This is a genomic window from Psychrobacillus sp. FSL H8-0487, from assembly GCF_038008385.1.
In the GTDB taxonomy this organism is placed as follows: Bacteria; Bacillota; Bacilli; order Bacillales_A; family Planococcaceae; genus Psychrobacillus; species Psychrobacillus psychrotolerans.
Genome location: NZ_JBBOZA010000001.1, coordinates 1,156,211 through 1,168,361, shown reverse-complemented (window position 1 = coordinate 1,168,361; position 12,151 = coordinate 1,156,211). Strand labels below are relative to the sequence as shown.

Sequence of the window (12,151 nt, the reverse complement as noted above, 5' to 3'; positions counted from 1 at the left end):
CCCATTGAAAACGAAATTTCTTATTCATTGTCCTGGCACTACCTTAACGTTTTGCTCATTCAGTTTCAAACCGAGCTCTTCCGCCTTTTTCCAAATACGGTCATAGGTAGATAATTCATTTACTTGTACTGATAAGTCAGTATTATTTTTTATAGTAGAGTCAATTTCCTTTTCCATTAGTGCAATATCTGTAGTAGTTGCTCGCACAGCGCTTTCCGTTTGAATAATCATGACAGATAAAGCAGTAACTATTGCTAACAACCCGACTAATAGTATTTTTTCTCCTTTAGAAATAAGATTATTACTTTTTTTCGCCTGCTTCTGTACCTGTGGTTGTTCAGTGTAAGAAGGGCGTGGTATGTATGTTTGTGATTGCTGTTTACGTAAAGCCATTTAGACACTTCCCTTTTCGATTAATTTTTCCACAATACGTAACTTAGCCGAACGAGAGCGATTATTTACTGCCAACTCTTCTTCCGAAGGGACTATCGGTTTCCTTGTAACCACTCTTAACATTGGCTCCATACCAGCTGGAATCATTGGTAAATTTGGTGGTAACTCTGGTAAAGAAGATGCTTCTTTGAAAATTGTTTTAGTTAATCTATCTTCTAAGGAATGGAAGGTAATAACACTTACTCTTCCTCCTACTTTTATAAGCTTAATTGCATCTTCTAGTGAGTCTTCTGCTGCACCTAATTCATCATTTACAGCAATTCGGATTGCCTGGAAAGTTCGTTTAGCAGGATGTCCACCCGTTCTTCTAGCAGCAGCTGGAATACCTTCTTTTATAAGCTCAACAAGTTGGAAAGTGGTAGCAATTGGTTCAACTTCTCTTGCCTTCTCAATTTTGCGCGCAATTTGTTTAGAAAACTTTTCTTCTCCGTAACGGAAAAATATCTTAAGTAATTTTTCATATGGCCAATCATTGACTACATGGTAAGCAGTTAACTCACTTGTTTGATCCATTCGCATATCTAACGGGGCATCGTAGTTATAACTAAACCCTCGCTCCGGTGTGTCTAATTGGGGAGAGGATACACCTAAGTCATATAAAATCCCATCAACCTTTTCAATACCAATTTGGTTAAGTTCATCTTTTAGATAACGAAAATTTGCATGGACAAAGGTAACTTTGTCTAAATAAGGTGCAAGTTTTAGCTTTGCATTTTCAATGGCAGTCATATCTTGATCAAAGCAAATTAGTCTACCTTTTTCATTTAATTGTTGTACTAAGTATTCACTGTGGCCAGCTCCGCCTAGCGTGCAATCCACATAGATCCCATCAGGACGAATAGCTAGTCCATCTACTGTTTCTTTTAGTAATACGGTCGTATGATGAAACAAGCGTTTCTCCTCCTCTTAATAAAATACATCTTGGCGTATTTATTCCTAGTTAAACTTTAACTCTGAAATCCAAGACATTTGTCTAGACTTTAATACAATCCACCGGGACAAACCCAGTTAGATGAGTTATATATCAAAGCCAATCATATTTTCTGCAATATCATTGAAAGAATCCTCAGACTCCACAAAATAATTTTCCCAAGCATCTTTAGCCCAAATTTCAAGCCGATTTGACACTCCAAGTACGATACATTCCTTATCCATCTTCGCATAACTTCTGAGATTACTCGGAATGTTGATACGCCCTTGCTTGTCTATTTCTACTTCGGTTGCACCGGAAAAGAAAAAACGAGTAAATGCTCGAGCATCTTTCTTCGTTACAGGAAGTTCTTTAAGTTTGTCTTCGAGTTTTCGCCATTCATTCATAGGATAACCAAATAAGCAATTATCAAGACCACGTGTAAGGACAAAACTGTCATCTAAGTGTTCTCGAAATTTGGATGGTATTATTAACCGTCCCTTTGCATCAACGTTATGTTGATATTCGCCCATGAACATGCTACTCACCCCACTTTATGTCATTAACATACCACAACGCCCCACTTTCCTCCACCGTTTTTTTAAAAACAGGACGATATTTCTTTAAAATGTGTAATTAGTACTTGTTGAGACAAGTTTTCTAGTAAATTCTACAAAGAAATCCTATAACTTTGATACATGAAAAGTTTGGAAAAGTTCCTGTGTTTATTGCGATTTCCAGTGAAATTAGGAAGGAATTATCTTAAAAGTGGGGGCAAGTGACAAGAATCCAAGCGAAGGAAGCTCTATTTAGTCGTTAGTTGGAATATTGGTACCCTTAGTTGGGATTCTGGCACGTTTAGTTGGAATCTTGAGCTCTCTAGTTGGAAAACTGTAAAACAAGAAAAAAAATCCCCACTAATGAAAGTGGGGATACAAATTATAAATAAATCACGTGATGTTTACCATTAAATTCATATGGTACTTCTAAGAGCTGTTTAATCAGAGATGGACCATACTCATTCATCAATTGAATCGGTGTATATGTTCGTTCTTGAAGACCATCGTTAGGCATTAAGTTCATACTAATACGATCATAACGATTAGTAGTCGCATCTAACTTACTAAGGAATGTATCTTCAATTGCGTTATTAATAAAATTCAATTGTTTTTCATGATTTTTTAAATTCTTTTGTACTAATGGAGATAACTTCAAACCGTCTTTCATCAAAAGTTGCTCCAACTTCCCGTACTTTTCTATAAGATCTGCTTTTATTTCCTCTATCAAGTGAGGAACTTCCTCGTTACGATTGCTATTTATATAGTGCAACTTAGCATCTTGTAAAGATCCATCCCACACATCTTCAATCGTAAAGGATAACTTTTCTAATAAGGATTGCGTATTTGCATTGACTATCGAAATACTAATACGGGGCATTAGAACTGGCATTTTCATGTCAAACAACTCAAATGCTGTTTTTAATACGCCCCAATATGCAATCTCGCCTGGTCCAGCAATAAAGCTTAGTACTGGAAAGACCATTTCCTGCATGATTGGTCTAGTTACCACATTATTACTTAACTTCTCCGGATGTTCTCTTGCAATTTCCATCATCTCGTCCAACGTAAATGAGATTCCCTTTGCCTCATGAACAAATTGATTGTTCACTCGTTCTAATAAGAAACGTTCTCCTGCTTCAACATAAAACAAATGAGCCGCTGACTCTTTTGCTTGTATCGGTGAACCAAATCCTTCAAGCGCTATTTTTTCTTCATGCTCAAATACTACTTTAGCTAGTTCTGAAGAATGTAATATTTGAAGTTGAAAATAATCACTTTCCAATTTTCTTAATGGCTCATACGCAGCGTCTATTAAGAGTAGACCTTCCTCTTGAAATAGTTCGTTCATCAAGGCTGTAAAAAAGCTTGTATACGTTAAATTATTATCTAAAAGCTCTAAAACATTAGATTTAAGATCTTTCGTATATAAGGTTTCGGGTAAACTTTTGAAAATTTCATCTAAATACTCTTTTATTAACTGGTGATCAAAAGTAGCTTCAGATGCAATTTTTTTCGTTCGAGACTTTTCTGGATAAACAAGCTTTTGAAGTGTTCGGCTTCTATCTATGTATACATGATTTATCTCATCGATATCATGATCTTCTCCAGCAATCCAAAAAACAGGTATAACAGGTACTCCTAGAGTTTCTCTTTGTTGTTTTGCCAATGTAATAACCGAAATTGCTTTATGAATTGAATATAACGGTCCAGAAAGAATCCCTGCTTGCTGCCCGCCTATAACTACAACCCCATTGTCTTTAAGTTCATTTATATGCTGACTACTTTTTTTTGAAATACCATATTCACTCATATAAGAAGTAATTACATCAGCAAGCTCATTTCTTTTATGTTTAGTAAAATTAGCTTCTTTAACCCTTTTGTTAAGTGCCTTTTGGTTCCATTCATAATGAAAGAAAGAAGATAAATTAGCTACATCCTCCAAATATTTCTTATAAAATGAGGAAGCGAATGGTTGTGTGTACTGCTCTAATCGCACGTTTTTTCCACCTCTATTATTTTCAAGTTCATTTTGGCGAAAATTCACCAAAGCTATCATTTTAAATACTTTAAGAGTATAACACTTACTATATATGTGTAAAAATTATTAGCTTATATAGGTTAAAACATATTGGATAACTCCGAATAACCATAAAAATGCATAAAAACAACATAATAGTAAAAATAGTATTCTCCAAATTTTCCTCAACAATGGAATTATTTCAATTTCTTTTTTAGAACGCCAGTCTAAACATGTCATAATCGTCGCTAATATAATGGAAAAAATAATAAGATACCAACCAATCCCTTTCGAGAAAAGGAATGAGAACAAATTAGCAGTAGAAAAGTATAAAAAGAAAGTCGAAACATCGGACGCAATGCCAATTGATTTTTTTCTTTTATGTAAAACAAATTTACAAATGATAAATGTAAGCAAAAACACGACTACTGGGTATATTACAAAAATCGAAAGAACATTAACGACGGTAATCACCTTCTTTGTTTATTTCACTTAATAATAAATAGAATGCTTGTAAAATAGGCAAAGTTTTATTTCTTTGAGCGGCTTTTTCTATTATAGCTCCAACAATGGTATCTAACTCCATCATTCGCCCATTCTCAAAGTCCTTGAGCATAGAGGAACGATTTTCCCTGGTATTTTCACACAGGGAGACAACCTCCTCCCATGTAATCCTTTCTCGCCAGTCATCAAAAGCAAACATCATTTCGTCGTACATGCCTCTCAATATAGCTTTATAGGAGTCATTTTCAACTAGCTCCCCATTAGTCACTTGAGCAATAGTAGTCAAAGGATTAATCAAGCAATTTAACATAGCTTTCTTCACAACCATTTGTTCGATATCACCGGTAAAGATCAAAGGGAATTCCTCGTTATTACCCCCCATTAAACTATTAATGGAAGCCCATTGCCCTTTATAAAACCCAATATAAGTTGGACCTATTCCTAAGTGTTGAACCGTGGAATTATTTATTTTCGTAGCACCATGTAATACAGAACCAATAAGGACAGTTTCTTGTGGTAACTTCCGTAGAAAAGATATGTGTGATAAACCATTTTGCAAAAACAGAAGAGGGATATGCTTTGGTAAAGAATTTAGCTGATCTTCTAAATGTGTAAGATGATGATACTTCACTGCAATAATAATAAGATCCATTTGTTTTAAATCAGTTATGTCCGAAACTATATCACAAGTAATTTGTTTCGGATTTTCCGTTTTCTTTTCTATGTATAAATGATGTACTTTACTAGTTTTTCTGACTAAAAAAGTAATGTCATGATCTGATTCCGACAAATATGCACCAAATAGGAGGCCTATCGCTCCTGCACCAACAATACCGATTTTCATAAGTCACCCCCAAGTTCTTTAATAAAGCAGGTACTTTTTCACTCTAGCAAAACCGAAAAAAGACTCTTGGTCTTCTAAGATCAGAGACGTAGATATGCTGTTTCTTTCCGCTCCGTTCTTAAAAGTTCTATAAACCCAGTGTTATGGTAAATTTATATATATATACTTTCTCTTAAAAAAGGTCTACCTCTGGGGTAGACCTTAGCTTTATCATTATTATACAGGAAGCACCGGATGTTTTCGAGGTGCATTTACTATTTGTTTATCTTCATAAAAACGTAGTCGATTTGCAAGTTCTGCGCGTAAATCGCTTGGTGCTACAATTTCATCGATAATCATTTCAGAAGCAAGTTTATAAATATCAATTTCCTCTTTATATTCCGCATGTTTTTGTTGAACAAATTTCAGACGTTCTTTTGGATCTTCGATTGCCTCAATTTTGTTTGAGTACACAGCATTTACTGCCGCTTCTGGGCCCATCACAGCTATTTGAGCAGTAGGCAAGGCAATGCATACATCCGGCTCAAATGCAGGACCAGCCATTGCATATAAACCTGCTCCGTATGCTTTACGTACTATAACAGATATTTTTGGAACTGTTGCAGAACTCATTGCTGCAATAAGCTTCGCCCCATGTCTTATAATTCCAGCACGTTCTACTTTCGTTCCTATCATAAACCCAGGAACATCCGCTAAGAATAGTAGCGGAATTGAAAACGCATCACACAGTGAGATGAATTTTGTAGCCTTATCCGCTGAATCTACGAATAGCACTCCACCTTTAGCTTTTGGTTGATTGGCAATAATTCCTACTGCTCTGCCATCAATTCGCGCTAAGCCTGTAATTAACTCAGGGGCAAACAACTTCTTCACATCAAAGAACGTACCTTCATCGATAATTGCTTCAATTGCTTCGTACATATCAAATGGCGCGTTTTGATTTTCAGGAATGATTGCTTCTAGTGTTCTTCCTTCTTTAATGGCTTTAGGTTCCACTTGTTTTGGTTTCTCCGTATAATTCGCCGGGAAGAAGTCCAAATAGCGTTTAGCCTCGGAAATTGCTTCTTCTTCTGTTGAAACAAGAACGTCCCCTACTCCACTGACTGTGCAGTGCATACGGGCTCCACCCATCTCTTCTAGCGTCACTTTTTCACCGATTACTTTTTCTGCCATACGAGGTGAGCCTAAATACATCGAAGCATTGCCTTCAACCATAAAGACAATATCACAAAAAGCAGGGATGTAAGCTCCCCCAGCAGCGGAAGGACCAAATAATAGGCAAATTTGTGGAATGAACCCTGATAGCCTTACTTGGTTATGGAATATCCTTCCTGCTCCTCGTCTATTTGGAAACATATCTAGCTGATCGGTAATACGCGCTCCCGCTGAGTCTACTAGATACAACATTGGTACTCTATTTTTTTCTGCTATTTCTTGGATACGAATTATTTTTTCTACAGTACGTGATCCCCACGACCCAGCTTTCACAGTGGAATCATTTGCCATGACACAAACAGTTTGCCCATTTACTTTACCGGTAGCAGTCACAACACCATCTGCTGGCAAATCTCCTGCTTCCACATTCGCAAAGCGACCATCTTCGATGTATTCCCCATTATCAAAAAGTAACGCTAAACGATCTCGTACAAATAATTTGTTTTGCTCTTTCATCTTTTCATGGTATTTTGCTTGTCCCCCTGAATAAACAGATGCCAGTTTTTCTTCTAATCTATCATTATACGCTTTTGTTTCTCCCACGTTGTAAAACCCCCTTTATTCAAACGTTACTAATACATCGCCTTCATTGACGAAGTCGCCTTCATTTGCATTGATTGTGGCAATTTTACCCGCTGTTTCTGCTTCAATTGGAATCTCCATTTTCATGGATTCCAACACCATTACTACTTGTCCAGCTGCCACTTCTTCTCCAATTGCTACATTTACGGTAAATACTGTACCTGCCATAGTCGATTCTAAATTTTTCATTTTGAAACTTCCTCCCTTTGTTTGTCCATCCATTCCCCTAAAACGGATGTTGAATACTCCCCACTGATGAAACTCTCATCATCCAAGAACTGTTGGAATAGTGGAATATTTGTTTTCACACCTTCTATTTTAGCAGAAGAGAATACTTTTTGTGCAGACTCTATTGCTAATTTTCTATTTTCTGCATGGATAATAACCTTAGAAATCATCGGATCATAGAATGGTGTAACTTTGTCACCTTCCGCATAACCAGCATCAATCCGGACATCCTCATCTGTTTCCCAATTTTGAACTGTAATAGTTCCAGGTGATGGGAAAAATGTTTTTGGATCCTCTGCATATATTCTAAACTCTATCGCATGTCCATTAGACTTTATCGAAGCTTGGTCTCTCACAGGTAGTTCTTCCCCGGCAGCAACTCTTAACTGCCATTCCACTAAATCGAACCCAGTGATAGCTTCGGTAATGGGATGCTCTACTTGTAGTCGAGTATTCATCTCTAAAAAGTAAAACTGATGATTATGATCTACTATAAATTCTACCGTTCCAGCATTTATATAATTTACAGCTTTCGCTGCATTCACAGCAGCTTCCCATAATTTCTCTCTTGCTTCTTGTGGGAAGTTCGGAGAAGGTGCCTCTTCTAGAACTTTTTGGTTACGACGCTGAACCGAACAATTTCGTTCAAATAAATGAACGATATTACCATGTGTATCCCCAAAAATCTGCACTTCAATATGTCTAGAGGAATCAATGAACTTTTCAAGAAAAACTACATCACTACCAAAATACGATTTTGCTCGTGTTTTAATCGATTCAAAATGTTTAAGGAGGGTCTCTTCATCGTCACAACGAATCATCCCTATGCCGCCACCCCCTGCACTTGCCTTAAGCATGATTGGATATCCAATCGAAGAAGCTGCCGTTATCGCATCTTCTACAGAAGCAAGTCCCGCTTCTGTTCCTGGGACAACTGGCACGTTTGCATTGATCATTGTAATTCTTGACTCGATTTTATCTCCCATTTTTTCCATTGTATCAGGACTAGGACCGATAAAAACTATACCTTCAGCCTCTGCTTTACGAGCAAAATCAGCATTCTCTGATAAAAAACCATATCCCGGATGAATCGCATCCACTTTTTCTCTTTTTGCAAGAGCGATAATATCATCTACTTTTAAATAGGATTGCTGAACTTGACTCGGGCCAATCTCAAAAGCATAGTCCGCTTCTTTCACATAAGGTAAATCTTTATCAGCTTCTGAATAGATTGCTACTGTTTCAATATTTAATCGCTTACATGTTTTAATAATACGTCTTGCGATTTCTCCCCTATTGGCGATTAATACTTTCTTCATCTTACTTCCCCCTTCGTTTGAACATTTCCCCCATCTATATTAGTCTATACGATTGTTGAAAGCGATTTCAACTAAATTCTGCTTTGTCTCCCCAGGAACAACAAAAGAAGCCCTATAAAAAGGCTTCTTTTACTTGCGTTCAATATGCGTAATACCTTGTTTAACCCAGTTTAAAAGCTGTTCATAATCATTTTTCAACAAATTGTATGCACTTGAAATTTCATTATAAGAATGCTTCATCTCATCGTAACTTTCCATCGCCAGTTGCAAATGGTTTTGAAGGGAGGAGGAATCTGCTGCCTCTTTAGTAGAATAAGAAGTTGGTTTATGTTCTTTTTTCATAATTTGAGGGCGTAGATTTTTGTTCCACCGGAATGCACAGGCTTGCTTAGATCTACCAAGTAATACACTTGCTTCTTGAAAACCAGAAATTTGCGTGTGGCCTTGATTAATTTTATTCAAAATTATTTCTTTTAGAAGATTATCTTCTTCCTCAGTCCAACTATCTTTTCTCAATTTCACATTCATCTGGATCACCCTTTGCTTTTTTATTAATATATGCAAAGTGGGTGCAAATAGACTCTCATATTATTTCTTTTTAGATAAAAATGAATTGACCGCATCGTGATGTACTTCCTGCTCCCAAAGAACAGAACAAGTTCTTACCTCTTCCATAATTCTTTCGTATAATTTTGACTGCTCCCACTTACGTATTAATTGCATTTTGTATGCTCTTAATACAGTCTCATGAGGCACAATCATTCTTTGCACAAAAGCTTCAAGTGCTGTATATTTATGTCCTTCAAAAATTTCCGTTACCCACCCAATAGTTTGAAGTTTGTCAGATGAGTAAGGTACCGCTTCAGTAAGCATTTGGAGAGTGTGATCCTGACGCATTCCTTTTTCCCATAAATAGGTTCCACCACCCCATCCAGAAGTAATGGCCAACTGACCTTGTATGAATCCACATCTTGCATCTTTCTTTACTAAACGATAATCACATAAGGTTGCAATCTCACAGCCTCCACCAACTGCAGTTCCGTTAACTAATGCTAATGTTGGAATAGTCATTGTAGCGACTTCATACAAAATAGTTGCCGCCTCACTTAACATTTCAAATGATTCTTGCTCTGTTTTTAACTTGTGAAGAACAGATAAATCACCACCAGAACAAAAAGACTTATCACCTGCTCCAGTAATTACTGCTAGTTTGATGGAACTATCATTTTTCACTGTATGTACTAATTCTTTAAAACCTGCTAAGACTTCCATATTTATCGCATTATGAATGGCAGGTCTATTTATTTCAAAAATGATAATTTCATCTTTTTTTACTATAGTATAATCCATATTCTGACACCCCTTTTTAAAATATATATAGAAAAAAAGACTACCCAAGAGCCATGATCTCTTTGGTAGTCTTTTAAGGAACAAATACTGAATTATTTGCTCAATACTTCTTTCCCTTTGTATTGACCGCAAGATTTACAAATACGGTGAGCCAATTTCATTTCACCACAGTTTGAACAAGCAACCATACCAGGTACGGATAATTTAAAATGTGTACGGCGTTTTCTTTTTACAGTTTTAGAAGTTCTTCTAGCTGGTACTGCCATAGGTGGCACCTCCTTACAGATCTATTATTCGTCTGTCTGATCAAAATACTTTGCTAAATCAGCAAGTCTTGGATCTACTTTTGGTTGTTCATCTTCCTGCATTTCTTTAAGTTCTTCATCTGTTGCATAGCTCCAACCATTTCCACCCTCATGTCTAAAGTGGTCTGCACCTTCTTTATACACTTGCATTGGAATTTCCAGAAGAATTAATTCTTCTAGAACTGGGTCAACGTTAATAACATCCCCTTCTACTACATGAAAATTATCATAGTCGCTAGCAGAAGTTAATGCTGACTCAGACCAGTTGAAGATTTCATCAGATTCAATCTCAAATGGAAATTCTACATCCTCCCATGTGCGTGCACACGGTAAAATAAGAGTTCCAGAAAGCTGAAAGTGACAAGTCATTTGCGCTGCACCAAATGTGCAGTGCCCTTTTACGTGAACGGCTGAAATCCTTCGAACGTCTTGGTTCCGCTTCTTCACGTTTTCGAGTTCCACGAATTCATCTAAAGTTAGTCCGTTCTCACGATATTTAGATAGCTGATGAATTGTCCATTTCATACGATTATCACCTCAAGACAACAAAGTTGATTATATAATGACTGAATTTAGATGTCAAGATAATTTCTTGTCACTACAATATTTTAACATTATACTTGCATAAAAGAAAGGATTTGATTTGAATATGAAAGCAACTGGAATTGTTGTAGAATATAATCCATTTCATAACGGTCATTTACACCATTTGCAACAAACCCGCATCAAAACGAATAGCGATATTATCATTGCTGTGATGTCTGGGAACTTTCTACAGCGCGGCGAACCAGCACTTGTTGACAAATGGACTCGATCAAAAATGGCCGTTGCAGCGGGTGTTGACTTAGTAGTTGAACTTCCCTATGCATTTGCAACTGCCCAGGCAAGTGATTTTGCTAAAGGTGCTATTTTCTTGTTAGATGCTTTAAAATGTCATTCCTTTTGTTTCGGCAGTGAAGAGGGATCATTAGAAGCATTTCAAGAAACCTATAATCTATTATTAACCAAAAATGACGAATATAATACGGCCATTGCAAGTTATATGAAAAAAGGTATTAGTTATCCTAAAGCGTTAAATGAAGCCTATAATGAAATTTCTGAAGCTACGACGGTTCGATTAGTAGATTTATCTAAACCCAATAATATATTAGGATACCATTACATACAGGCTGCAAATCATTTAAATAGTGATATTAAGCCAGAGACAATTCAACGTGTCGTGGCAAATTATCATGATGATGCTCTGAAAACAGAAACTATTGCCAGTGCCACGGGTATTCGCAAATTGCTTTTTGAAGGTCAGAAGCTTTCGGAGGTAAATGCTTTCATGCCTAGTACAAGCCTTTTAGGATTAACAGAATGGGAAAGCAATAACGAATCTTTTGGTAGTTGGGAACAGTTCTATCCAGCATTACGATTACTAATAATTCGCTCCTCTAGAGAAGAGCTTGGTCAAATAGCAGAAGTTACCGAAGGGATGGAAAATGCTATTTGGAAAGCGGCAAAAACACATACGAACTTTCAATCTTTTATGCAACAGATAAAATCTAAGCGTTTTACATGGACACGTATTCAGCGGATGCTAACACATATTTATACAGATTTTACTTGGAACCAATTGCGAGAAATCGATTTTCCCACATATATAAGACCCTTAGCTATGAACAAGAATGGACAGGCATATTTACAGAGCATAAAAAAAGACTTGCAGCTTCCACTTGTAAGTAGAGTAGCCGCAAGTAAAAAAGATACACAGTTGCAACTAGATATTAAAGCTGCCGACCTCTACTACTTAGGTTTACAGTCTTCGTATGGAGAATCTATGGTTGGAAGTGATTTTCGTATTGCTCCCATTATCGAATAG

At 36.7% G+C, this 12,151-nt stretch carries 14 protein-coding genes; 1 reads left to right on the top strand and 13 read right to left on the bottom strand.

The annotated features are described in order from the left end of the window. Positions 1-24 precede the first annotated feature (24 nt). The 13 genes from ftsL to MHI47_RS05485 form a co-directional block, all read right to left on the bottom strand. Positions 25-393, bottom strand: coding sequence for a cell division protein FtsL (ftsL, locus tag MHI47_RS05540; protein WP_340761869.1), 369 nt, complete (start codon positions 391-393; stop codon positions 25-27). Then, positions 394-1,344 (bottom strand): 16S rRNA (cytosine(1402)-N(4))-methyltransferase RsmH, encoded by a 951-nt coding sequence (rsmH, locus tag MHI47_RS05535; protein ID WP_340829970.1) that lies wholly within the window; start codon positions 1,342-1,344, stop codon positions 394-396. A gap of 126 nt (positions 1,345-1,470) precedes the next feature. After that, on the bottom strand, positions 1,471-1,902 hold the full coding sequence (gene mraZ, locus MHI47_RS05530) for a division/cell wall cluster transcriptional repressor MraZ (protein ID WP_093535328.1): 432 nt from the start codon (positions 1,900-1,902) through the stop codon (positions 1,471-1,473). Positions 1,903-2,302: 400 nt separating this feature from the next. Further along, positions 2,303-3,919 (bottom strand): bacillithiol biosynthesis cysteine-adding enzyme BshC, encoded by a 1,617-nt coding sequence (gene bshC / locus MHI47_RS05525; protein WP_340829968.1) that lies wholly within the window; start codon positions 3,917-3,919, stop codon positions 2,303-2,305. A gap of 108 nt (positions 3,920-4,027) precedes the next feature. Next, positions 4,028-4,414, bottom strand: a complete 387-nt coding sequence (locus MHI47_RS20185) for a DUF3397 domain-containing protein (RefSeq protein ID WP_445678017.1) — start codon at positions 4,412-4,414, stop codon at positions 4,028-4,030. Beyond that, a complete protein-coding gene (locus MHI47_RS05520; protein ID WP_340829966.1) occupies positions 4,398-5,288 on the bottom strand; it encodes a 2-dehydropantoate 2-reductase in 891 nt (296 codons plus the stop codon). The genes MHI47_RS20185 and MHI47_RS05520 overlap by 17 nt, the downstream gene beginning before the upstream one ends. 216 nt (positions 5,289-5,504) lie before the next feature. Next, a complete protein-coding gene (locus tag MHI47_RS05515) occupies positions 5,505-7,046 on the bottom strand; it encodes an acyl-CoA carboxylase subunit beta (RefSeq protein ID WP_340761866.1) in 1,542 nt (513 codons plus the stop codon). 15 nt (positions 7,047-7,061) lie between these two features. Next, entirely contained in the window at positions 7,062-7,274 is a 213-nt protein-coding gene (locus tag MHI47_RS05510) for an acetyl-CoA carboxylase biotin carboxyl carrier protein subunit (RefSeq protein WP_340761865.1), read from the bottom strand. After that, on the bottom strand, positions 7,271-8,632 hold the full coding sequence (locus tag MHI47_RS05505) for an acetyl-CoA carboxylase biotin carboxylase subunit (RefSeq protein WP_340761864.1): 1,362 nt from the start codon (positions 8,630-8,632) through the stop codon (positions 7,271-7,273). The genes MHI47_RS05510 and MHI47_RS05505 overlap by 4 nt, the downstream gene beginning before the upstream one ends. 129 nt (positions 8,633-8,761) lie before the next feature. Continuing rightward, the gene (locus MHI47_RS05500) at positions 8,762-9,160 is read right to left on the bottom strand and encodes a hypothetical protein (protein ID WP_093535342.1); all 399 of its coding nucleotides are present in this window, start codon (positions 9,158-9,160) and stop codon (positions 8,762-8,764) included. A 60-nt stretch (positions 9,161-9,220) separates the two neighbouring features. Continuing rightward, positions 9,221-9,982 carry an enoyl-CoA hydratase/isomerase family protein gene (locus MHI47_RS05495; RefSeq protein WP_340829964.1) on the bottom strand — a complete coding sequence of 254 codons (762 nt, stop codon included), beginning with the start codon at positions 9,980-9,982 and terminating at the stop codon, positions 9,221-9,223. Between the two features lie 92 nt (positions 9,983-10,074). Then, positions 10,075-10,248 (bottom strand): 50S ribosomal protein L32, encoded by a 174-nt coding sequence (rpmF, locus tag MHI47_RS05490; RefSeq protein WP_090562877.1) that lies wholly within the window; start codon positions 10,246-10,248, stop codon positions 10,075-10,077. 24 nt (positions 10,249-10,272) lie between these two features. Then, entirely contained in the window at positions 10,273-10,812 is a 540-nt protein-coding gene (locus MHI47_RS05485) for a YceD family protein (RefSeq protein ID WP_093535346.1), read from the bottom strand. A gap of 124 nt (positions 10,813-10,936) precedes the next feature. Here MHI47_RS05485 and MHI47_RS05480 point away from each other — a divergent pair, with 124 nt between their 5' ends. Next, a complete protein-coding gene (locus tag MHI47_RS05480) occupies positions 10,937-12,151 on the top strand; it encodes a nucleotidyltransferase (RefSeq protein WP_340829962.1) in 1,215 nt (404 codons plus the stop codon).